Below are 22,288 nucleotides of genomic sequence, written 5' to 3' on the forward strand. Positions count from 1 at the left end.
GGAGACCGGACCGCGCCGCCTAGCCACCCGCGTCCTCCCCGGCGCCGTCCCTCCCCGGTGCCGCGGCCACCCGCGGCGAGGCGGCCGCCCGCCGTCCGCGGAGCCGCCCGGACCCGGCCGGACGCCGCCCGGCGTGCTCGGCTCCCGACGCGCCGGCCAGCAGGGTCCTGGCCCAGCGACGCGCCGGGTCCTGACCCACGAGCACGGCCTGGAGGAACAGCGTGAGCGGGATGGCGAGGATCGCCCCCAGCGGGCCGAGGACGACGGTCCACAGGATCACGGACAGGAAGGTCAGGGTCACCGAGAGCCTGACCACGTCACCGACGACCATCGGCTGGACCAACGACTGCAGGACGAAGTTGGCCACGGTGTAGACGGCCACCACGAGCAGTGCCGTGCCGGGTCCGCCCACCACGAGCGCGAGGATCGTCGGCGGTGCCAGGCCGAGGAAGAACCCGATGTTCGGGACGTAGTTGGTCAGGAACGACAGCAGTCCCCACAGCAGGGGGAGCGGGATGCCGAGGACGACGAGGGCGATCGTGTCGACGACGGCCACGGCGAGGCCGAAGACGGTGGTCACGACCACGTAGCGCCGGGTGTTCCGGGCGAACTCGCCCAGGGCCTCGTGCAGGCGTGCCGTACCGGGCACCTCGGCCAGGCGCTCGGGCACCCCGGCCGCCTCGGCGGTCATGAACACGACCGTCGCCATCACCAGGAACAGCGCAGCCAGGGACCCGGCGACGCCCGACAGCACGTCGCCCAGGGCCGCGGTGACCGCCTCGGGCCCGACCGAGCGCAGTGCCTGTTCCACCTGCTCCGGGCCGACGCCCCACCCGGCCAGGGTGGAGCGCAGCCCGTCCAGGAGCTCCTGCCACTCCGCGGAGTACTCCGGCAGCACGGTCGCCAGCTGGCCGAGGGAGACCGCGAGGGCGAGCGCGAAGGCGACGAGCCCCCCGTCGACGACGAGCACGGCCACCGCGACCGCGAGCCCCCGCCGCATCCCGCGGTGCACCAGCGCACCGATCAGCGGGTGGGCCACGACGGTGAGGACGAACGCCAGGGCGACGGGTCCCAGGATCCCGCGGAGGGCGTGGACGCCCCAGAACGCGACGGCGGTACCGGCCACGCCGAGGACGACGGTCAGCCACAGCGGTCGGTCGCGTCGGCCCGGGGCGCCGGGCCCGCCGTCCTCCGCGGTCATCGGGCCTCCGGGGTCGAACGGCGTCGTGGGACGCCGACGGTAGGGAGCAACTCGGGAGGTCGCCTCACCTCCGGCGGGTGATGCCGGGAGCCGCAGCGGCGCTCACGTCCGGCGTCGATCCCGCCTCGGCTGCCTCACGGACGCCGAGGCGATCCGCATCGCCGCGCTGGTCGCTCGTGACCGCCGGTGGATGCCGCCCGGGAACCCGCGGCGAGGAACGCGAGGCAGCGTGGATCTCATCGGTGCCGCTCGCCGCCCGGACCGCCCGTGGTCACCGGCCCGTCGGCACGGTCCTCGCCAGTGCCTCGTAGGTCGCGTCGTCGGTGAGGTCGCCGTCGACGTACTGCAGGAGGGCGAGCATCCGCTCGGCGCCATCAGCGTCCGGGTCGATGCCGTTGCGCCGCAGCGACTCCGCTGCACCGCCCCGGAACTGCTCCAGCTCCCAGCTCCTCCTGCCGACCCCCACGACCGGCACCCTCGGCACGTCCCGGTCCACCAGGCCGACCAGCGCCCGGAACGTCTCCAGCTTCGCGAGGTCGCCGGTGGCGCCGAAGACGACCAGGGCGCTCACCTCGTCGGGTTCCATGCCGAGGTCCTCCCGTCCAGCCGGCGGTCCAGGTCGTAGGCGGCGCTGATCAGCGCGAGATGGGTGAAGGCCTGCGGGAAGTTGCCGAGCTGCTCGCCGGTCAGCCCGATCTCCTCGGAGTACAGCCCGACGTGGTTGGCGTAGGTGAGCATCTTCTCGAAGGCCAGCCGCGCCTGGTCGAGACGCCCGGCCCGGGCGAGCGCCTCCACCCACCAGAACGAGCACATCGAGAAGGTGGCCTCCCTGCCGGCGAGCCCGTCGGGCGAGGCGTCCGCGTCGTAGCGGTGGACGAGGCTGTCCGAGACCAGTTCGGCGGTGATCGCGTCCAGGGTGGAGAGCCACCGCGGGTCGGTGGGCGCGATGAACTTGCACAGCGGCATGAGCAGCAGGGAGGCGTCGAGCACGTCGGTGTCGTAGTGCTGGACGAACGCGCGGCGGCCGGGGTGCCAGGCCCGCTCGGTGATCTGGCCGTAGATGCGATCGCGGACCGCCATCCAGCGCAGGAGGTCGGCGGGCAGGCCGCGCTGCAGGGCGATCCGGATGGCGCGCTCGACAGCGACCCAGCACATCAGCCGGGAGTGGGTGTAGTCCCGCCGGCCGCCGCGGGTCTCCCAGATGCCCTCGTCGGGCTGGTCCCAGTGCTCGATCAGCCACTCGAGGGTCCGGGTGAGCTCGGCCCAGCCGTCCTGGTAGACGGGCAGCCCGGACTTGTCGCACAGGTAGAGGGAGTCGATCAGCTCGCCGTAGACGTCCAGCTGCAGCTGGGTCGCCGCGCCGTTGCCGATGCGCACCGGCGCCGAGCCCATGTAGCCCTCCAGGTGCGCGAGTTCCTCCTCGGGCAGGTCCGCGCGCCCGTCGATGCCGTACACGATCTGCAGCGGACCGGACTCGCGGCCGGTCCCGTGCCGGACGCGGCCCTCCAGCCACTGCATGAAGGCGCCGGCCTCCTCGGTGAACCCGAGCCTGAGCAGCGCGTACAGCGAGAAGGCGGCGTCGCGCATCCAGGTGTAGCGGTAGTCCCAGTTGCGTGCGCCGCCGACGACCTCCGGCAGGCTGGTGGTCGGGGCGGCCACGAGCGCGCCGGTCGGGGCGTAGGTGAGCAGCTTCAGCGTCAGCGCCGAACGGTGCACCATCTCCCGCCACCGCCCGTCGTAGCGGGACCGGCGCAGCCAGCCGCGCCAGAACGCCACGGTGGCGTCGAACGCGGCGGCGACGTCGGCCTCGGAGCAACGCGCCGGCAGCTCGTCCGGTTCGACGCGGTCGAGCACGAACGTGGCCGTCTCCCCGGCCCGCAGCTCGATGCGCGCGCGGACGTCCCGGCCGTCGACGAGTTCCAGCGGGCAGCTCGTCGAGAGGCCGAGCGCCAGCCGGGACGAGCGGAAGAGCGCGCCGTGCGCGGTCAGCACGCCCTGGTGGCCGGCGCGCGCGTAGTCGAAGCGCGGGGCGACGTCGACGACGAAGCGCATCTGCCCCCGCACCGCGAGGACCCGGCGGATCAGGCGGGAGCGGTGCACCGTCGCGCCGGGGCGCGGCGGTGGCATGAAGTCGTGCACCTCACCCACTCCGCCGGGGGTCAGGAAGCGCGTGATGAGCACGGTGGTGTCGGGGAGGTAGAGCTGTCTGCAGGTCCAGTCCTCGCCGTCGGGGGAGATGCGGAACAGCCCCCCGTGGTCGGCGTCGAGGATCGCCGCGAACACGCTCGGCGAGTCGAACCGCGGGCAGCAGTACCAGTCGATCGTCCCGTCGGTGCCGACCAGCGCGACGGTGTGCAGGTCACCGATGAGACCGTGCTCGGCGATGGGCAGGTAGCGCGTCCGCGGCGGCCGCCGGACCCCACCGGGGCTCACGGCCGGGCCGGCCCGGGTGTCGAGCGCCATCGGGGCACTCCTCTCCGGCTACGGCACCAGGACGAGCTTGCCCCTCGCGGCCGACTCGCCGAGCATCTCGTGCGCGCGGCGGGCCTCGGACAGCGGCAGGCGCTCGGCGACGGTCGGGTGGATCTTGTCGGCGGCGAGCAGCTCGAGCAGCACGCCGAGGTCCTCCCGGAACTCCTGCGGGTTCCGCGGGCCGCCCCCCACCAGCCGGGCCGGCCGGCGGCCGGACACGGGCAGCACCTGGCGGCTGTCGCGCAACCTCTGGATCCGGTAGGCCGTCACCTGCCGACGCGGGTCGAGCAGGCCCCACAGCGTGACGGTGGCGGTCGTGCCGTACCACTCGGCCCAGCCGGCGGCCCACCGCCGCAGGCTCGAGCGTCCGCGGGCCAGCATCGCGTAGTGGCCGTAGACGACGAGGCGTCCGCCCGGCCGCAGGGCGCGGAAGGAGCGGATCGAGGTCGCGCCGCCGATGCCGTCGAGGACGACGTCGACGCCGTCGCCGGTCAGCTCACGGATCCGGGCCAGGAAGTCCTCGTGGCGGTAGTCGATCGCCACCGCCCCGAGCCGCTCGACCGCGGCGCGGTCCCGTGCGGAGCAGGTCCCGTACAGGCGCAGCCCGTCGAGCGCCCCCAGTTCGAGGACCGCGACGCCCACCCGGCCGGCCGCGCCGTGCACGAGCACCGACTCGCCGGCCTGCACGTGCGCGCTGCGGTGCAGCACCTGGTAGGCGGTCCCGTAGGTCAGGACGAGCCCCACCACCTCCGCCGGGTCGAGGCCCTCGGGCACGTCGACGGCCTCCGCCTCGGGCACGCAGACGTACTCGGCGTAGCCGCCGTAGGCAGTCAACGCGGCCACCCGGTCCCCGGCGTGCAGCCGCGAGCAGGCAGGGCCGACGTCGTCGACGACGCCGACGACCTCGTAGCCGGGCGTGAACGGCGGCCGGGGCACGCCCAGGTAGGTCCCGGCGCGGAGCTGGGCGTCGGTCAGCGACACCCCCGCGGCCAGGACCCGGATGCGCACCTCACCGGGAGCCGGTCGGGGGATCTGGTCCTCCACCACCCGCAGGACCTCGGGCCCGCCGAAGTGGTCGACGATGACGCGCTTCATGGATCTCAGGCCTCCCCGGAGCGGTTCGACGCCTGCGGGCGGGGCCTCGGCTGAGCTCGCACCCGGGCCTGTGGGATGCCTGGACCCGACGGTGCCGCCGGTGCGCGCCGGCGCCCAGAGACGAAGGCCGCGAGTCGACCCGCCCTTCGACCCCGTCCGCCCGCCGGAGGTCCACGTGCCGGAGGTCCACGTGCCGGAGGTGCACGTGCCCTGAGAGCGACGCGGCCATCCGGGTCGGATGGTCCGATCCGACCACACCGGCGGGCGCCGATGGTTGGTCGCTTCGGTCGATGTGCCGCCGCCCCGGCATTCCTAGCGTCAGTGGACGCCAGGCACCACCCCCGGGATCCGAGGAGGCCGGAATGTCCGTCGTCATGTACATCGACAACCCGTACGGCTCACGGGAGATCTACGAACGGGCCTCGGCCGGCATGAACCTGCCGCTCGGCGGGAGCGTCCACGTGGCCGGGCCGGGGCCGCAGGGGGGCTGGCGGGTGATCGAGGTGTGGGAGAGCGAGGAGGAGGCGCGCCGCTTCGTGCGCGAGGAGCTCGCACCCGCGCTGCGCGCGGCCGGCGCCGAGGGGCCACCGCCGTCCGCGGAGTTCTGGCCGCTGCACCGCATCGTGACGGGGGTGCGGGCATGACCGCCAGCACGTCCCCTGGACGTGTGGCGGGCATCACCGGGCCGTCGTCCCCAGTGCGCTCGGCGGGGGCCGGCCCCGGGTCGTGGAGCCGTGCGCGGCGCAGGGTGGCCGCGGCGACCGTCGTCGTCGCGCCGGTCGTGCTGCTCGGTGCCCTCGTCCACCACCCGTTCATCGCCGACCTCCGGCACGAGCACGACGTCGCGGCGGCGCTGACCGTGGATGCGACCCGGTGGTCCGTCGCCCACCTCGGGGTGGCCCTCGCGTCGGCACTGGTCGCACTCGCGTTCCTCGCGGTCGGTGCGGCCCTGCGGCGTCGTGGCGAGTGGCGGTGGAGCGGTCGTTCGGTTCCGTTCGTCGTCGTCGGCAGCACCCTGTTCGCGCTGCTGCCGGCGATGGAGCTCGCGGTGCTGGCGGCCGACCTGGCCGGTGCCGACACCGAGGCGGTGCTGCTCGAACTGGACGCCTGGTTCCGGCCGCTGCTGGTCGGCTCGGCCGCGGTCCTCGCGGTCGGCCTGGCCTGTGTCGCCTGCGCCGTCGTGCGCGCCGGGGTGCTCGGCCGATCGGCGACCGCGCTGGTCGTCGGCGCGCTGACCGTGGCGGGCGTGTCCCGTTTCCTCCCGTTCGGGGCGGCGCTGATCGTGGGCGCCGCCGCCCTCGTCGTCGCCCTGTGGCCGCTCGTCGGCACGGTGGCGGCGCGACCGCCGGCGGCCGGCTGACGATCTGCCGGAGACGGGACGGGGCCCTGGACCGTTCGGACGTGGTGCGGTTCCCTGGGCGGGGGTGCAGCGGCATGACGCTCGCGGATGAGGTCGCGGCGGGGCGGGACGCCGTGCGCGCACGGGAGTGGGCTCGTGCCTACGACGCACTGCGCACCGCTGACCGGGACGGCGACCTGGGGGCGGACGACCTCGAACGCCTGGCGCTGGCGGCCTATCTCAGCGGGCGGGACGGTGCCTACGAGCAGGCGATGGAGCGCTGCGTGCAGCTGCTCCTCGACGCGGACGACCCCCGCCGGGCCGCGCGCGACGCGTTCTGGCTGGCCCTCGCCCTGTTCCTCCGGAACGAGCCCGCTCGCGGCGGGGGCTGGCTGTCCCGCGCATCTCGCAGCCTCGCCGAGGCCGGGAACCCGCCGTGCGCGGAGCAGGGCCTGCTGCGGATCCCGGCGGCTCTGCACCACCTCTCGTCCGGGGACGGCGAGGCCGCCTCGGAGGTGTTCGACCAGGTGGTCGCCGTCGGCACCCGCTTCCGCGACCCGGACGTCACCGCTCTCGGCGTCTGCGGCAGCGGGCAGGCGATGGTCGCGCGGGGCCGGCGCGAGACCGGGCTGGCCTTCCTGGACGAGGCGATGGTCGCCGTCACGGCGGACCACGTCTCACCGATCACCGTCGGCATCGTCTATTGCGCGGTGGTCCGGACCTGCCACCAGGCGCTCGACCTGCAGCGGGCGCGGGAGTGGACGGGCGTGCTCACCCGGTGGTGCGCCGCCCAGCCGGACCTCGTGCCCTTCCGCGGGCAGTGCCTCGTGCACCGCGCGCAGGTGCTCGCGATGGAGGGCCGCTGGCCGGAGGCGATGCAGGAGATCACCCGGGCGCGGGCGCGGCTGGCCGATCCCCCCGGTCAGCCCGCCGTCGGGATGGCCTGGTACGAGACCGGCGAGCTGCACCGGCGGCAAGGGCGGCACGAGGACGCCGAGGACTGCTACCGGCAGGCGAGCCGGCACGGTCATCCACCGCAGCCCGGCCTGCTCCTGCTGCGCCTGGCCCAGGGGCGCAGCTCGGAGGCCCGCTCCGCGGTCGATGCGGCGCTGGTGACAGCGACCTCCACGGCCGATCGCTGGCCCTTGCTGGCCGCGGCGACCGAGGTGCGCTGCGCGTGTGGCGACACTGTCGCCGCCCGCGAGGCCGCGGAGGAGCTGGACGCGGTGGCGGACGGGCAGTCGGGGGAGTGGTTGCGGGCGATCGCCGCGACCGCGGTCGGATCCGTCCTGCTGGCGGAGGGGGCGGCGCGGGACGCCGGACCCGTCCTCCGCCGCGCCTGGCGGGACTGGCGTGAGCTGCTCGTGCCCTACGAGGCGGCGCGGGTGCGCATCCTGCTCGGCGAGGTCTGTGCGGCCCTCGGTGACACCGACGGGGCGATCCTCGAGTGGGACGCCGCCCGCTACACCTTCGAGGAGCTGGGCGCGGTCGACGATCTGGCGCGGGTCGCTGCCCGGCTGTCCCCCGAGACCCCCTCGCGGCCCAGCGGGCTGACCGAGCGCGAGCTGGACGTCCTCCGGCTCGTGGCACAGGGACGCACGAATCGGGAGATCGCGGACGCGCTCTTCCTCAGCGAGCACACCGTGCGGCGGCACCTGCAGAACGTGTTCGGCCGCCTCGGGGTCTCCTCCCGCGCGGCCGCGGTGGCCTTCGCCGTGCAGCACGATCTCGTCTGATCGCCGCGGGAGCAGGTTCCCGCCGGTGGCGACGGGGGCCTGCCCGTGGACCGTTCGGACCACGCCGGCGGCTCGCCGGATTGGTCCTCCCGGTCGATGCCGGCGACACGGTGAGGTTCCTAGCGTCGACGGCGTCCGAAACGCGACGAGACCGAAGGAGGCCGTCATGCGATCCACCGACCGAACGGACCGGAACCGCCCGGGCGCGTACCCGGCGCGGCCACGCACCGACGCGGGCATCCGTGCGGGCACCGTCCGAGACGTGCCGCTGACCGAGCGACGGCTCGAGGCGGCCGGCATCCCGACCGTCGTCCTCGAGGGCGGCGACGGCCCGACCGTCGTCCTGTTGCACGGCCCCGGAGAGTTCGCCGCCCTGTGGGGCCGCGTCGTCCCCCCGCTCAGCGAGACCCACCGGGTGGTCGTGCCCGACCTGCCCGGCCACGGCGCCTCGGGGAGACCCGGTGACGGGCCGCTCGACTCCGAGCGCTGGCTGGACTGGCTGCGCGCCCTCGTCGAGCAGACCTGCCCCGGGCCGCCCGCGCTCGTCGGTCACCTCGCGGGCGGCGCCCTCGCGCTGCGCCACGCCGTCGACGGCGGGCCGACCGAGCGCATCGTGCTGATCGACTCGACCGGCCTGGCCGTCAGCCGACCCGCGCCGTCGTTCGTCGGTCCGCTGGCCGGGTTCCTCGCTCACCCGACCGAACGCAGCCGCGACCGCTTCCTCGACCGCTGCATGTACGACTTCGACGGCATGAGACGGGAGCTGGGACCGCGCTGGGATCCCTTCGCCGACTACGCGCTCGACCGGGCGCGGCAGCCCGGCAGCCGATCGGCGGTGTTCTCGCTGGTGAGCGCCTTCGGCGTGCTGCCGATCCGCCGCCGCGACCTGGCCCGCCTCCCGATGCCGGTGTCGATGATCTGGGGGCGGCACGACCTGCAGAACCGGCTGCGGATCGCCGAGGCCGCGGCCGCCCGGTTCGGCTGGCCGCTGGCGGTCATCGAGGACACCCGTGACGACCCCTGCTGGGAACGTCCGGACGCCGCCGTCGCCGCGCTGCGAGCCGCGCTGGCCCGGCCCCTGCGCCGCCACGTACCGGCCTGACCGGAGGGTGCCCGCCCGCCGTCGACCGTGGTGCGGTGCAACGGGAGCGACGCCCTGGGCGTGGGGTGGGGCAGGATCGTCGGGTGCCGACCCTTCGCATTGCCCAGGACGCGGCCGCCGACGAGTTCCTGAGCCGCGACCCGCTGGCCCTCGTCCTCGGCATGCTGTTCGACCAGCAGTTCCCGATGGAGCGCGCCTTCGCCGGCCCGCGGCTGCTGGCCGACCGCATGGGCGTGGACACGCTCTCGGCGGCCGCGATCGCCGACGCCGACCCCGACCGGCTGCTCGCCTGGTTCCAGGGGCCGCCGGCCGTGCACCGCTACCCGGGCTCGATGGCCCAGCGCGCCCAGGCGCTGTGCCGGTTGCTGGTGGACCGCTACGACGGCCGGGCCGAGGGCCTGTGGGACGGCGTCCCGGACGGCGCCACGCTGCTGCGCCGGGTCGGCGAGCTGCCCGGCTTCGGCGCGCAGAAGGCGAAGATCCTCGTCGCGCTGCTCGGCAAGCAGTACGGCGTGACCCCGCCGGGGTGGCGCGAGGCGGCCGGCTCCTACGGCGAGGAGGGGTCGCGCCGGTCGGTTGCCGACATCACCGGCCCGGAGTCGCTGGCCGAGGTCAGGGCCGCGAAGCAGGCCGCCAAGAAGACGGCGAAGCAGGCGGCGGAGCAGGCCGCCGGGTAGGCGGCGGGGAGTCCGCCGCGACACGCTGGATGTGGCCCGGGATCGTCCGCGGAGGTACCTGCGCAGCCCCTGTCCCGGTGGCACCATGGGTGGCCGGACCGGGGATCCCGGGGTCGGCCAGCAGGGACCGGTCCCGGCCGTGAGGCGACAGCGCCGGCCCCCGGTCCAGCGGAGGGGATGGGTGTCCGTGGCCTCGAGCCAGCAGTCCGCACGACCCCGCCGGTCGGAGCCGGTGCTGATCACCCAGGCCGAGCCGAGCCTGGCCGAGCAGCACGCGGCCCGGAAGAAGCGGTACGTCCTGACCATGGCCGTGCGCGCCGTCGCGCTGGTGCTGGCCGCGGCGACCTACCAGATCCTCTGGCTGGCGATCGTGTTCGCCGTCCTGGGCACGGTGCTGCCGTGGATCGCCGTCGTCATGGCCAACGACCGGCCGCCGAAGAAGAAGCTCGACGCCCACCGCTACAGGCCGCCGCAGCCCGACCGGATCCTCGACGACCCGGCCCGCCGGCGGCGCGCCATCGAGGGCGGCACCGTCATCGAGGGCTGAGCCCGCCGGTCCTCAGCGCGCCCCCGCCCGGCCGACCACCTCGGCGGCCCGCGCCAGCCCCGCGTCCAGCGCCGCGGCCGGGTCGGCGTCCGGGCCGCCCAGCCACACCGCGAGCAGCCCGGCGGTGAACGCGTCCCCGGCGCCGGTGGTGTCCACCACCCGGGCCGGGTGCGCCGGGCGGTGCAGCACCGCGCCCCCGGCGGCCCACAGCGCGCCGTCGGCCCCGAGGGTGACCGCGACCGCGCCGTGCCGGGCGGCCAGCGCCCGCGCGGCGTCGGCGACGTCCGCGCACCCCGACAGCAGCCGCGCCTCGTCGGCGTTGGGCAGCAGCAGGTCGACGCCCGCGGTGTCGGCCAGCCACCGGTCCACGCCGTACGCCGCGAGCGGCCCGGTGGAGGCCGGGTCCAGCGACACCGTGCAGCCGGCCGCCCGGGCCGCGGCCAGCGCCGCGAGCCCGGCCGCGCGGGGGCGCGCGTCGAGCAGCGTGTAGCCCGACAGGTGCAGGTGGGCGCCGGGCACCGGCGGCGGGACGTCGCCGGGCCGCAGGTCCAGGTTGGCGCCGCGGTCGGCGAGCATGCTCCGCTGCCCGTCCGGCTCGACCAGGCTGACGATCGTCCCGCTGGCCGCGCCGGGCACGGTCCGCACCGCCAGGCCCACCCCGGCGGCGGCGAGCTCGGCCACCAGCGCCGCGCCGGCCGGGTCGTCACCCACGCACCCGGCGAGGGTGACCGGCACCCCGAGCGCGGCCAGGTGCGCGGCGACGTTGGCCCCGGCCCCGCCCCCGCGGGTGCGGATGGCGGCCGGCCGGTCCGAGCCCGGCGCCGGCCCGCCGGAGAGGACGGCGACGACGTCGGTGGCCAGGTCGCCGACGACGACGACCGGGCGGGTGCTCAGCGAGCCGCGGCGGCCAGCGCGGCCGCGATCCGCCCCGCCAGCTCCGCGTTGCGCAGCACCAGCCGCACGTTCACCGCGAGCGTGGCGCCCTCGCTGGCCCGGTGCAGGTGGTCGAGCACGAACGGCGTCACCGCCTTGCCGCGCACCCCGGCGGCCTCCGCGGCGGCCAGGGCGTCGGCGATCACCCGGGCGTGCAGCTCCGGGTCCAGCTGCTCGTCGGCCGGCAGCGGGTTGGCCACGACCACCGCGCCCGGCGCCACCTCGCGCCGCGCGGCGAGCACCGCGGCCGCCTGCCCGGGGGACTCCACCGCCCAGTCCACCTGCGCGCCGGAGTCGGCGACGTAGAACCCGGGGAAGGTGCGGGTGCCGTAGCCGACGACGGTGACCGACAGGCTCTCCAGCCGCTCCAGCGTCGCCGGGACGTCGAGGATGGACTTCACGCCGGCGCAGACCACGGCCAGCGAGGTGCGCGACAGCGCGGTGAGGTCGGCGGACTCGTCGAAGGTCTCGGCCGACTGCCGGTGCACCCCGCCCAGCCCGCCGGTGGCGAAGACGCCGATCCCCGCGGCCTCGGCCAGCAGCGCGGTGCTCGAGACGGTGGTGGCGCCGGACAGGCCGAGCGCGGCCGCCACCGGCAGGTCCCGGACACCGAGCTTGGCCAGGTCGAGGTCGGCGCACACCCGGTCGACCTGCTCGGCCGTCAGCCCCACGTGCGGCACGCCGTCGAGCACCGCGATCGTGGCCGGCACCGCGCCGCCGGCCCGCACGGCCGCCTCGACGTCGTCGGCGGCGGCGCGGTTGTCCGGCCGCGGCAGGCCGTGAGCGAGCAGCGTGCTCTCCAGGGCGACGACGGGGGCGCCGGCGTCGAGCGCCTCGGCCACCTCGGGGGAGAGGGTCAGGGGCGCGGCGGCGGCATGGCGGGGCTCGGTGCGGGGAGCTTCGGGAGGCACCCTGCCATCATGGTGGGCGGGGCGGTCGCGCCCGGCCACCACCTCCGCCGGAGGACGCCGGGGCGCCCGCGCAGGAGACGTCCCTGAGCCTGGGAGAGACCGTGAGCAACACCGACCTGCTCGAGAAGCCCGACGTCCGCGACTCGGACACCGGCAACGCCAACGAGGTCTTCCACTACGTCCGCAAGAACAAGATCGCCGAGAGCGCCGTCATGGGCACGCTGGTCGAGGCGCTGTGCGGCGAGGTGTTCCCGGTGACCAAGTCGCCCAAGCCCGGCAGCCCCGTCTGCCCGGCCTGCAAGGAGATCTACGAGCAGCTGCGCAAGGACTGACGCGGGACCCCGTCCCGTCCGGCTGCCCGGTGGCCCCGTCCAGGGGCCCGCCGTGAGCTCGCGAACGGTGGGGAGGACGGGGGTCCTTCGTCTAACGCAGGCCGAGGCGCTTCGCCTCGGCCTCGAGCTCGGCGGCGCGGCGGCGCTGCGCCCGGCGGGTGTGCCGGCGCAGCGGCGCCGGCCAGCGCTCCTGGACGGTCGCGTTGAGCTCGGCGCCGAGCAGCACCGCCATCCCGAAGAAGAACAGGAACAGCAGCGCCGCGATCGGGGTGGCCAGCGCCCCGTAGGGGAGCGCGGCGACGAGGATGTCCGACACGTACAGCCGCAGCACCGTCGCCGCCACCATGAAGAAGCCGACGGCCAGCAGCGTCCCCGGCAGGTGCCGCCGCCACGGCAGCCGCCGCGGCAGGACCACGTGGTAGAAGCTCGTCAGCGCGAGCAGCAGGCCGATGACCACCAGCGGCCAGTAGACGGCGTTGATCAGCACCGTCGCCGTCTCGTGCCAGTCCTGCGGGAGCAGCCCGACCAGCACTCCGCGGCCGAGCACCAGCAGCGGCAGGCAGACCACCGCGAGCACCAGGCCGACGACGAACAGCCACAGCGCCATGAGCCGGGTGGCGATCGGGCCGCGGACGTCGCGCTGGTCGTAGGCGATGACGATCGTGTTCATGAACGTCGCCGTCGCCGAGGACCCGGCCCACAGGGTGATCAGGAAGCCCAGGCTGACGACGTCGAGCCGGCCCGAGGTCAGGATGTCGTTGAGGGTGGGCCGCACCAGCGAGTCGACGACGTCGGCGGTGAGCACCTCGCTGGAGGCGTTGACCAGGGTGTCCTCGACGGTCTGCACCGCCTGCGCGCCGATCCAGTCGCCGAGGAAGCCCAGCGACCCGAGCAGCGCGATCAGCAGCGGCGGCACCGAGAGGATCTGCCAGAACGCCGCCTCGCCGGACAGCCCGAGGATGCGGTCCTTCCAGGCCTTGGCCACCGTTCGGCCGAGGACCTGCAGCGGCACCCGCACCACCGGCGGCCAGTGGTCGAGGCGACCGGGGGCCGGGAGGTCGGCGCGGCGGGCGCCGGCAGCGGGTGGGGCGGCCGCGGGGGCGTGCGCGTCCTCCGCGGCCCCGCCGGTGCGGGACCGCCCGCCGGCCCGCACGGTGCTCACCAGGCCAGTGTGCACGCCCGGCGCCCGCCCCCGCCGCCGACGGGGCGGGGACGGGCGCCGGTGGGCCCGATCGGGGAGCGGGTCAGGCCGTGGGGCCCGCCGGCGGCGTGCCGCCGTCGGGCGGGGGCGCGGCCGGGTCGGCAGCCGGCGGCGGGGCGACGCAGCGGATGACCGCCTCCGCGGCGTAGCTGGTCTCGAACGTCTCCCGCTCGATCTCCGAGCCGCTCTGCAGGTCGCGGAACACCCGGGTCACGGTGACGTCGAAGCCCTGCACGCCGGACTGCGGGATGCAGTCGCCGTCGTCGACCTTCTCCTGCACCGCCGGCTGCCGGTAGTTCGTCCGCGGGCCCTCGATCGCCTCGATCTCGTAGCGCCGCGTCCCGTAGAAGGTCACCGTGATCGACCCGCCGGAGGCGCCGGGGGTCCACTGGGTGTCGACGAAGATCCCGGTGTCGGAGTCGTTGCGCCACTGCAGGTCGATCTGGCCCTCGTACACCGTGGCCTCGCGGCCGGCGGGGTAGCGGCTGATGTAGAAGCTGTGCGGCTTGTGGTAGACGTCCTCGAGGCCGGCGAAGAAGACCGCGTTGAACATCGTGGTGGCGAACTGGCTGATCCCGCCGCCGACCGCCGTCGACAGCTCGCCGCCGCTGATCACGTTGGCCGGCACGTAGCCCTGCGCGGTGCCACGCGGGCCGGTGTGGGTGTTGAGGCTGAACGTCTCGCCGGGCAGCACCAGCGCGCCGTCGACCTCCTCGGCCACCGTCCGGATGTTGGTGGCGCTGGCGTTGTTCGTCGTCGTGGTCGTGAAGGAGCTGACCTCCTCGACGATGCCGAGCGCCTGCGCCTCCTCGGTGGTCAGCTCGGCCGGCACCGGGCCCAGCTGCGCGGTGACCGTGCGCGGCGCCGGGTCGTCCAGCACCTCGAGCAGCTGGCCGGACAGCGCCTGCGGGTCGACGCCGGTGCCGTCGACCGACGGGACGACCTCCACGCCGTCGCCCACGACCTCGAAGCGGGCGTCCTGGGCGGGCTCGCCGAAGGCGGTGAACTCCTCGGCCATCGCCGACTGCAGCGCCGCCGGGTCGACGGCGACGGCGAGCTCGCCGCCGTCCTGCGGGGTGAAGGTCAGGGACGCCGCGATCGCCTCGACCGGGATCTCGACCGAGGTGCCGCCGTCCTGGCTGGTCACCGTGACCGGCGCGGCGAGCGCGGGGGTGACGGTCTCGTCGAGGACGCGCTGCGCCTCCTCGGTGCCCACCCGCACCGGCTCGACGTCGACCGGCAGCTCGATCGGCGTCCCCGGGTCGCCGCCGGCGGCCAGCGCCGTGGTGATCGCCTCGGCGGCGCCCTCGCGGTCCAGCGTCCGGCCGTCCACCGGCTCGACCAGGGCCGGCGTGGTGCCCTCGATCGCGATGGTCGCGTCGACCGGCACCCGGTCCACCTGGGTGGCGATGGTGTCGACCTGGGCGGCCAACGCGGTGTCCTCGCCGGTGATGACCGGGTCGACCTCGCGCTCGGTGAACAGCGAGACCAGGCGGGTCCAGGGGTTCAGCGGCTGGTCGTCGGCGGCGTCGACGGTCGCGTCCACGTCGAGGGTGATGCCGGCGGTGGCGGGGGAGAGGGTGGCCTCCACGTCGTCGGCGACGACGACGTGGTCGGCGGCGACCCGCGGGGCGAGGTCCTGCTCGAGCCGGTCGGCGGCGGCCGCGGGGGACAGGCCGCCGACGTCGACGCCGGCCACCACGGTGTTGCGGGGCACGTCGTCGCCGGCCACCAGCACGTCGGCGCCCCAGGCCAGCCCCAGGACGGCGAGCAGGCCGACGGGGGCCAGCACGGCGGGCCGGCGCCAGCCCGGGCGGCGGGTGCCCGCGGGGGGCTCCCCGGGACCGCCGGAGCCCGCGGCGGAGCTCTCGCCGGAGCCGGGCGGGGGGACGGGGGGAGCGGCGGGCGGCTGGAGGGCCGGCGGGTCGGCCGGGACGGCGGCGTCACTGAGGACGACGGTGTCCGAGGCGTCCCCGGCCGGGGCTCCCGGAGCGGCGGGCTCGCCCAGCCCGACCGGCTCGGTGGTCCGCTGCCCGGGCTCCGGTGCGGCCGGGCCACCGGTGAGCGCGACGGTGTCGTGGACCGGGTCCGGCCCGGGCGTGTCGCCGGCGTCCGCGGCGGGCTGCTCCGGCGGGGCGGCGGGGGCGGCGGCCGGCCGAGGGGGTGCGTCGGGCCCGACGGGGCCGCGGTCGCGGGGGACCGGGCGGGTGTCGTCGGACAGGTCCGCGTGCGCGTCGGTGTCCGCCTGGGGGGCGGTGCCGGTCGACGGGGACGAGGCAGGGTGCTGCGGCATCGGGGGTTCCTCGGGTCGCCGTCGACCGGGGGTCCCCGGGAACGACGGAGCCGCCGGGTCCCCGTCCGCGTCAGGCGGGACGGGGACGCCGGCGGCGGCGTCGGGTGAGGGCATCATCGCGGTGAGCGACGATAGCGCCTCTCTCAGTGTGCGAGGCGCTGCTCGCCGTCGGTCTCGATGATGTCGACGGCGATGTCGCGGAGCTTGGACTCGTACTCGCGGGCGTGGTGCCCGCAGAAGACGAGGTCGCTGCCACTGGCGAGCACGACACGCACCTTGGCCAGTGCGCCGCACCGGTCGCAGTGGAAGGGCACGACCAGGTCGTCGGCGGCGGGGGTCGTCGTCAGCGTCTGGGTCATCTGGGTCATCACTCGCTCTCTACCGCACGGACCCGCTGCTGCGGATCGGCCTCCTGCACAGCGCCAGGATGGATCCTCCTGTTCCCGTGCCTCCTGTCACTGCGGGCGACTCGCCGGGTTCCGGTGAGCCGGTGACCGCTGGGACCGGTGGGGACGGTGTTCAGCAGGGACCTCTGGGTGGTGCCGGTCTGTTGGTGGTGCTGGTTCGTTCCGGGCGCCGGGCTGGTTTCCGGCTGTGGGTCCGCTGCTGTCTCGACGTCGCCCACGCTACGCCGTCTACCCGGCCGGTGCTTCGGTACACCGCGTCGTCCGCCCGGCGGGGTGAGATCGTGACCATCCCGCAACGCGGCCGACACACGCCGACGGCCGGCACCCGTGCTGGGTGCCGGCCGTCAGGTGACGTGCTGGAACGGCCCTCCTGCAGGGACCCGCCGCGAGCCTGCGAGCGGTGGGGGGGCAGGAGGGCCGTTCCTCAGTCGAGGTAGTCGCGCAGCACCTGGGAGCGGCTGGGGTGGCGCAGCTTCGACATCGTCTTGGACTCGATCTGCCGGATCCGCTCGCGGGTGACCCCGTAGACCTGGCCGATCTCGTCGAGCGTGCGCGGCTGGCCGTCGGTGAGGCCGAACCGCAGCCGGACCACGCCGGCCTCCCGCTCCGACAGCGTCTGCAGCACGCTGGTCAGCTGGTCCTGCATGAGGGTGAAGCTGACCGCGTCGACGGCGACGACCGCCTCGGAGTCCTCGATGAAGTCACCGAGCTGGCTGTCGCCCTCGTCGCCGATGGTCTGGTCGAGGCTGATCGGCTCCCGGGCGTACTGCTGGATCTCCAGCACCTTGTCCGGGGTGATGTCCATCTCCTTGGCCAGCTCCTCCGGGGTGGGCTCGCGGCCCAGGTCCTGGAGCAGCTCGCGCTGGATGCGGCCGAGCTTGTTGATGACCTCGACCATGTGCACCGGGATGCGGATGGTGCGGGCCTGGTCGGCCATCGCGCGGGTGATCGCCTGCCGGATCCACCAGGTGGCGTACGTGGAGAACTTGTAGCCCTTGGTGTAGTCGAACTTCTCGACGGCGCGGATCAGGCCGAGGTTGCCCTCCTGGATGAGGTCCAGGAACGCCATGCCGCGGCCGGTGTAGCGCTTGGCGAGGGAGACCACCAGGCGGAGGTTGGCCTCCAGCAGGTGGTTCTTGGCGCGCTCGCCGTCGCGGATGATCCAGTTGAGGTCGCGGCGCATCTGCGGGGAGAGCTTCTGGCCCTCCTCCTCGACCTGGCGCATGCGCTCGGCGGCGTACAGGCCGGCCTCGATGCGCTTGGCCAGGTCGACCTCCTCCTCGGCGTTGAGGAGGGCGACCTTGCCGATCTGCTTGAGGTAGGCGCGGACCGAGTCGGCCGAGGCGGTGAGCTCGGCGTCCTTGCGGGCCTGCCGCAGCGCCTCGGACTCCTCCTCGTCGTCCCACTCGAAGTCGCCGCCCTCGGCGGTGGCCTCCTCGGCGGCGGGCGCCTCGGCCTCCGCGCCGTCGGGGCCGGCGACCACGGTCTCGTCGATCGACAGGCCCTCGGCGCCGGCGTCGACCACGGCCACGGCGGCGTCCCCGGAGGCGACGGCGGTCAGCACGGTGCCCTCACCGGTACCGGGGGAGGGGCTGATGCTCGGCTTGGCGGCTCCCTTCGGCGCGGCCGGCTTGGCCGTCTTCGCCGAGGCGGCCCGCTTGCGTGCGGCGGGCTTGGCCGGCGCGTCGTCGGCGACCCCGACGGTGGCGCTGGCCCGGGGAGACCGGGTGCTCGCGGCGACCGTCTTCGAGCGGGTGCTGCTCGCGGCGGCGTCGTCCGGTGCAGGCTTGTCGGCGGGCACTCAGGATCCTTCCCGTGCTGGGTGCGTTCCCCGGGGGCGGTGTGACTCCCGGGCAGCGGCCCCTGCCGTCGGCCGCGGAGCGGGGAGGGCCCCAGTGTCCGGCACGGTGTTTCGCCGCTGTTCGGACGGGGGATGACTCCCGGCTGGGTGGTGACGGGCTGGGGCTCTTCCATTGTAGCGACGGGAGCCGGTGTGACCACCGCCTCGAACGGCGCGGGATCGCCCGGAAGGGCGGGGCCGTGCCCCGGTCAGGGCTCGAGCCGCTCCGCGGCGGCCAGCGCGGCCCCGACGATGCCGGCGTCGTTCTGCAGCTGGGCGGGCACCACCGGCGTCCGCGTGCTCAGCAGCGGCACCCACTTGTGCGCCTTCTTGCTCACCCCGCCGCCGACGATGATCAGGTCGACCCAGAGCCCCGCCTCGAGCACGTCGAGGTAGCGGTCGACCCGCTTGGCCCACTGGGGGTAGCTGAGGTCCTCGCGCTCGCGGGCGGCCGCCGACGCGCGCTTCTCGCCGTCCTCGCCGTCGACCTGGATGTGCCCGAACTCGGTGTTGGGCACCAGCCGCCCGTCGACGAACAGCGCGCTGCCGATGCCGGTGCCGAAGGTGAGCATGAGGACGACGCCGTCCTGGCCCCGGCCGGCGCCGTAGCGCATCTCGGCCAGCCCGGCGGCGTCGGCGTCGTTGAGGGTCTCGACGGTCCCGGGCACCAGCGCGCTCAGCCCCGCGTCGACGTCGGTGCCGATCCAGGCCTTGTCCATGTTGGCGGCGGTGTGCGCGACCCCCCGCTTCATGACCCCGGGGTAGGTGACGCCGATGCGGCCGGTCCAGCCGAAGGACGACACGATGCCCGCGACGACCTCGTAGACCGCCTCCGGCGTCGACGGCTGGGGCGTCTCCACCCGCACCCGCTCGCCCACGAGGGCACCGGCCTCGAGGTCGACCAGGCACCCCTTGATGCCGCTGCCGCCGATGTCCACGCCGAACCCCTGCACGGCGGTCACCCTAGTGACCGGGACCGCACCCCGGGTGGCGGCTCGGGCAGGATCGCCCGGGTGAGTGCCCCGCCGCCCCCCGCCGAGCTGCTCGACCTCGCCGTCGCGACCGCCCGGGAGGCGGCCGACCTGGTCGCCCGCGAGCGCGGGTCGGCCGCGGCCGCCGTCGACGTCAAGAGCAGCCCCACCGACGTCGTCACCGCCGTCGACACCGCCTCCGAGCGGCTGATCACCGGCCGGCTGCTCGCCGCCCGGCCCGACGACGGCCTGCTCGGCGAGGAGGGCGCCTCCCGCGGGGGCACCAGCGGCGTGCGGTGGGTGGTCGACCCCATCGACGGCACCGTCAACTTCCTCTACGGGCTGCGCGGGTACGCCGTGTCGATCGCCGCCCAGGTCGACGGCGTCACGGTGGCCGGCGCGGTGCTCGACGTCCCCACCGGGGAGCTGTTCACCGCCACCGCCGGCGGCGGGGCGTTCCTCTCCACCCCGGCGCGGCCGGAGCCGGTGCGGCTGGCCGGCAACCGGCCGGCGTCCCTGGGGCAGACGCTGGTGGCCACCGGGTTCGGCTACCGGGTGGAGCAGCGGCGGGCCCAGGGCGCCGTCGTCGCCCAGCTGCTCCCCGAGGTCCGTGACATCCGCCGGCAGGGCTGCGCGTCGCTGGACCTGTGCTCGGTGGCCGCCGGGCGGGTGGACGCCTACTACGAGCTGGACCTCGAGCCCTGGGACCACGCCGCCGGCGCGCTGGTCGCCGCCGAGGCCGGGCTGGTGGTCACCGGCCTGCCCGGCCGGCCGTTCGCCGAGCCGATGGCGGTCGCGGTCCCGGAGACGGTGGCCGGGCCGCTGCTCGCGCTGCTCGACCGCCTCCACCCGTGAGAGGAAGGACCCTCCTGCCCCCCCACCGCTCGCACGCTCGCGGCGGGACCCTGCAGGAGGGCCACTAACAGGCGGCCTCGGCGCTGGCGATCGGGGTGAGCGTGGCCGCGACCTGGTCGGCCGTGGCCAGCCCGGTGAACTGCGGGCCGATCACCAGGTCGACGCGGGCGTCGGCGCGGGTGTCCTGGTAGGCGCCGGCGTCCGGGAGGAACAGCGACAGGTACCGGGCGGCGTCGGTGCCGCGCGCGCCGTGCCGGATCTCGCCCGGGCCGGTCACCTCGCGGTCGGTCGGGTCGTTGGCGACCTCCTCGACGACGAAGCCGCGCGCGGTCAGCTCGCCGGCGACCTCCTGCGCCTTGCCCGCGAGGTCCGAGGCGTTGTAGACGCGCACCGTGACCGTGCTGGGGTCCAGCGACGGCGGCGCCGCCTCGGCGGTCTCGCACGCCGCGGCCTGCGCCGCGTCGCGGACGCCCTCGTCGGAGAAGACCTTCCACCACACCCCGAGCGCGCCCAGGGCCAGCACCAGCAGGAAGACCAGCGGCGGCAGGTAGCGACGGTCCTTGCGGGGACGCACCGGCGGGGTGGCGGTGCTGGTGCTCACGGTCGTCCTCCTCGGCGGCGACCCGGAGGGGTCCGGCGGGCCGCGCCAGGTCGGGTCGCGCGGAGTCTAGGCGGGCCCTCCGGCCTCAGAGGGCACCGTCCTCCAGCGCGGCGCGTCCCAGCTCGACGCACGGGTCGATGCGGTCGGCGTAGCCGGAGGTGTCCTTGCCGGCCATCGCGCCGGCGGCCGAGCGGGCCACGATGCCGGCGACGATCGCGGCGAACTTGAAGAAGGCGAACCCGACGTACCAGTCGAGGTCGGAGAGGTCCACGCCGCTGCGCTGCGCGTAGCGCTCGGCGATCTCGCGGCGGGTGGGGAAGCCGGGCAGCGTCGTCACCGGGCTGAGGACCGGGCGGGTCTCCCCGGCCTCGGGCCAGTAGACGAACAGCATGCCGATGTCGGTGAGCGGGTCGCCGAGGGTCGACATCTCCCAGTCGAGGACGGCGCGGATGACGCCGGGGCGCTCGGGGTCGAGCAGGCAGTTGTCCAGCCGGTAGTCGCCGTGCACGATCCCGCTCCGCTGGGTGGCGGGCACGGTCTCGGCCAGCCGCTCGGCGAGGGCGTCCATCTGCGGGCGGTCGCGGTCGCGCGTGGCGTCCCACTGCTTGGTCCACCGGCGCACCTGCCGGGCGAGGAAGCCCTCGGGCCGGCCGAAGTCGCCCAGGCCCACGGCCTCGGCGTCGACGGCGTGCAGGTCGGCCAGGACGTCGATCAGCCCGTCGCCGATCCGCCGCCGCAGCTCCGGGGTGTCGGCGTAGCCGGCCGGGATCTCGTTCACCACGTGCAGGCCGACGACCCGCTCCATGACGTAGAACGGCGCGCCCAGCACCCCGGTGTCGGTGCACAGGTGCAGCGTCCGCGGCACCGGGACCGACGTCGGCCCGAGCGCGGAGACGACCTTGTGCTCGCGGACCATGTCGTGGGCGGTGGCCAGCACGGCGCCCGTCGGGGGCCGCCGCAGGATCACCGCGTCGTCGGCCGTGCCCCCGGCCGGGGTCACGACGTAGGTGAGGTTGGACATGCCCGCCGCGATCAGTTCGACGGTCACCTCCCGCCAGCGCTCGTCGTTGAGCACGGAGGCGAGATACGGACCGACGACGGCGGGGTCAGCTCCCACGGGACTCGACACGGGCGGCAGGGTAACCTCCGGCACTCCGCCTCCCGACCGCCCGCCCGGGCGGGTCCCGGCGCCCCGGACGGGCCGTCGTCCGTCCTCGTGTGTCCCGCGCGGACAGGCGGGCACAAACCGGGGCCGCACGGCGTTGGGGGGCTGCCGGTCCCGCACTCAGCCGACCCCGTGGTCGGCCGGGAACAGGTCCGGTCCCGTGACCAGCGGCCGCCCCCGGGCGGCCGGCCAGGCCGACGGCGGACCCCGCCGCCGTCGGACGAGGCGGGCGCCCCGCGCGTCCGCGAACTACCCCGGAGGAGGGGCACACCCCATGGCCACCGACTACGACGCCCCGCGCCGCAACGAGGCCGACGAGCTCGGCGAGGACTCCCTCGAGGAGCTCAAGGCCCGTCGGGCGGAGGCCCAGTCGGCCTCGGTCGACGTCGACGAGACCGACTTCAACGAGAGCCTCGAGCTGCCCGGCGCGGACCTGTCCAACGAGGAGCTGACCGTCCGCGTGCTCCCGAAGCAGGAGGACGAGTTCACCTGCTCGCGGTGCTTCCTCGTGCAGCACCGCAGCCGGCTCGCCGCCACCCGCGGCGACCAGATGTACTGCCGCGACTGCGCCGCATAAGCAGCACCGCCGCGATGGCCGGACACGGGGGGA

The 22,288-nt window shown here is 75.4% G+C and carries 22 protein-coding genes; 9 read left to right on the plus strand and 13 right to left on the minus strand.

Annotated elements, in window-relative coordinates:
• Positions 1-19: 19 nt before the first annotated feature.
• From ACI79L_RS11990 to ACI79L_RS12005, 4 genes are all read right to left on the minus strand, one after another.
• A complete protein-coding gene (locus ACI79L_RS11990) occupies positions 20-1,201 on the minus strand; it encodes an AI-2E family transporter (protein WP_456937007.1) in 1,182 nt (393 codons plus the stop codon).
• A gap of 271 nt (positions 1,202-1,472) precedes the next feature.
• Positions 1,473-1,787, minus strand: coding sequence for a hypothetical protein (locus ACI79L_RS11995; protein WP_456937008.1), 315 nt, complete (start codon positions 1,785-1,787; stop codon positions 1,473-1,475).
• The gene (locus ACI79L_RS12000; protein ID WP_456937009.1) at positions 1,769-3,664 is read right to left on the minus strand and encodes a glycoside hydrolase family 15 protein; all 1,896 of its coding nucleotides are present in this window, start codon (positions 3,662-3,664) and stop codon (positions 1,769-1,771) included. Before ACI79L_RS12000 ends, ACI79L_RS11995 begins: the two co-directional genes overlap by 19 nt.
• Positions 3,665-3,682: 18 nt before the next feature.
• Positions 3,683-4,768 (minus strand): medium chain dehydrogenase/reductase family protein, encoded by a 1,086-nt coding sequence (locus tag ACI79L_RS12005; RefSeq protein ID WP_456937010.1) that lies wholly within the window; start codon positions 4,766-4,768, stop codon positions 3,683-3,685.
• A 362-nt stretch (positions 4,769-5,130) separates the two neighbouring features.
• Here ACI79L_RS12005 and ACI79L_RS12010 point away from each other — a divergent pair, with 362 nt between their 5' ends.
• From ACI79L_RS12010 to ACI79L_RS12035, 6 genes are all read left to right on the plus strand, one after another.
• Positions 5,131-5,412, plus strand: a complete 282-nt coding sequence (locus ACI79L_RS12010) for a hypothetical protein (RefSeq protein WP_456937011.1) — start codon at positions 5,131-5,133, stop codon at positions 5,410-5,412.
• A 104-nt stretch (positions 5,413-5,516) separates the two neighbouring features.
• Entirely contained in the window at positions 5,517-6,128 is a 612-nt protein-coding gene (locus ACI79L_RS12015; protein ID WP_456937012.1) for a hypothetical protein, read from the plus strand.
• Positions 6,129-6,202: 74 nt separating this feature from the next.
• Entirely contained in the window at positions 6,203-7,843 is a 1,641-nt protein-coding gene (locus ACI79L_RS12020) for a LuxR C-terminal-related transcriptional regulator (RefSeq protein ID WP_456937013.1), read from the plus strand.
• Between the two features lie 262 nt (positions 7,844-8,105).
• The gene (locus ACI79L_RS12025) at positions 8,106-8,945 is read left to right on the plus strand and encodes an alpha/beta fold hydrolase (protein ID WP_456937014.1); all 840 of its coding nucleotides are present in this window, start codon (positions 8,106-8,108) and stop codon (positions 8,943-8,945) included.
• 83 nt (positions 8,946-9,028) lie between these two features.
• Positions 9,029-9,622: an HhH-GPD-type base excision DNA repair protein gene (locus ACI79L_RS12030; RefSeq protein WP_456937015.1), complete on the plus strand. Its 594-nt coding sequence runs from the start codon at positions 9,029-9,031 to the stop codon at positions 9,620-9,622.
• Between the two features lie 187 nt (positions 9,623-9,809).
• Entirely contained in the window at positions 9,810-10,169 is a 360-nt protein-coding gene (locus ACI79L_RS12035; RefSeq protein ID WP_456928674.1) for a DUF3099 domain-containing protein, read from the plus strand.
• A gap of 12 nt (positions 10,170-10,181) precedes the next feature.
• Here the strand turns inward: ACI79L_RS12035 and ACI79L_RS12040 are convergent, their stop codons facing one another.
• Positions 10,182-11,063, minus strand: a complete 882-nt coding sequence (locus tag ACI79L_RS12040; RefSeq protein ID WP_456937086.1) for a carbohydrate kinase family protein — start codon at positions 11,061-11,063, stop codon at positions 10,182-10,184.
• Positions 11,060-12,013 carry a pseudouridine-5'-phosphate glycosidase gene (locus ACI79L_RS12045; protein ID WP_456937016.1) on the minus strand — a complete coding sequence of 318 codons (954 nt, stop codon included), beginning with the start codon at positions 12,011-12,013 and terminating at the stop codon, positions 11,060-11,062. Before ACI79L_RS12045 ends, ACI79L_RS12040 begins: the two co-directional genes overlap by 4 nt.
• A gap of 101 nt (positions 12,014-12,114) precedes the next feature.
• Here ACI79L_RS12045 and ACI79L_RS12050 point away from each other — a divergent pair, with 101 nt between their 5' ends.
• Positions 12,115-12,345, plus strand: a complete 231-nt coding sequence (locus ACI79L_RS12050) for a DUF3039 domain-containing protein (RefSeq protein WP_456928672.1) — start codon at positions 12,115-12,117, stop codon at positions 12,343-12,345.
• 91 nt (positions 12,346-12,436) lie between these two features.
• Here ACI79L_RS12050 and ACI79L_RS12055 read toward each other — a convergent pair whose 3' ends face one another.
• The 5 genes from ACI79L_RS12055 to ppgK all read right to left on the minus strand — a co-directional run bounded on the left by ACI79L_RS12055 (position 12,437) and on the right by ppgK (position 19,048).
• Positions 12,437-13,507 carry a YihY/virulence factor BrkB family protein gene (locus ACI79L_RS12055; RefSeq protein WP_456937017.1) on the minus strand — a complete coding sequence of 357 codons (1,071 nt, stop codon included), beginning with the start codon at positions 13,505-13,507 and terminating at the stop codon, positions 12,437-12,439.
• A gap of 82 nt (positions 13,508-13,589) precedes the next feature.
• On the minus strand, positions 13,590-15,839 hold the full coding sequence (locus ACI79L_RS12060) for a VanW family protein (RefSeq protein WP_456937018.1): 2,250 nt from the start codon (positions 15,837-15,839) through the stop codon (positions 13,590-13,592).
• A 143-nt stretch (positions 15,840-15,982) separates the two neighbouring features.
• A complete protein-coding gene (locus ACI79L_RS12065; RefSeq protein ID WP_143108228.1) occupies positions 15,983-16,207 on the minus strand; it encodes a DUF7455 domain-containing protein in 225 nt (74 codons plus the stop codon).
• Positions 16,208-16,670: 463 nt separating this feature from the next.
• Positions 16,671-18,047 (minus strand): RNA polymerase sigma factor, encoded by a 1,377-nt coding sequence (locus tag ACI79L_RS12070; protein WP_456937019.1) that lies wholly within the window; start codon positions 18,045-18,047, stop codon positions 16,671-16,673.
• A 248-nt stretch (positions 18,048-18,295) separates the two neighbouring features.
• Positions 18,296-19,048: a polyphosphate--glucose phosphotransferase gene (ppgK, locus tag ACI79L_RS12075; protein WP_456937020.1), complete on the minus strand. Its 753-nt coding sequence runs from the start codon at positions 19,046-19,048 to the stop codon at positions 18,296-18,298.
• A gap of 51 nt (positions 19,049-19,099) precedes the next feature.
• Between ppgK and ACI79L_RS12080 the strand changes: the two genes are divergently transcribed.
• A complete protein-coding gene (locus ACI79L_RS12080; RefSeq protein WP_456937021.1) occupies positions 19,100-19,912 on the plus strand; it encodes an inositol monophosphatase family protein in 813 nt (270 codons plus the stop codon).
• 64 nt (positions 19,913-19,976) lie between these two features.
• Here the strand turns inward: ACI79L_RS12080 and ACI79L_RS12085 are convergent, their stop codons facing one another.
• Both ACI79L_RS12085 and ACI79L_RS12090 read right to left on the minus strand, forming a co-directional pair.
• Positions 19,977-20,513 (minus strand): LytR C-terminal domain-containing protein, encoded by a 537-nt coding sequence (locus tag ACI79L_RS12085; RefSeq protein ID WP_456937022.1) that lies wholly within the window; start codon positions 20,511-20,513, stop codon positions 19,977-19,979.
• 85 nt (positions 20,514-20,598) lie between these two features.
• Positions 20,599-21,642: a phosphotransferase family protein gene (locus ACI79L_RS12090; protein WP_456937023.1), complete on the minus strand. Its 1,044-nt coding sequence runs from the start codon at positions 21,640-21,642 to the stop codon at positions 20,599-20,601.
• 310 nt (positions 21,643-21,952) lie between these two features.
• On the opposite strand from ACI79L_RS12090, the gene ACI79L_RS12095 reads away from it, so the two are divergent.
• Positions 21,953-22,255: a DUF4193 domain-containing protein gene (locus ACI79L_RS12095; RefSeq protein ID WP_204693870.1), complete on the plus strand. Its 303-nt coding sequence runs from the start codon at positions 21,953-21,955 to the stop codon at positions 22,253-22,255.
• Positions 22,256-22,288 lie beyond the last annotated feature (33 nt).

The organism is Geodermatophilus sp. SYSU D00684 (genome assembly GCF_054050455.1).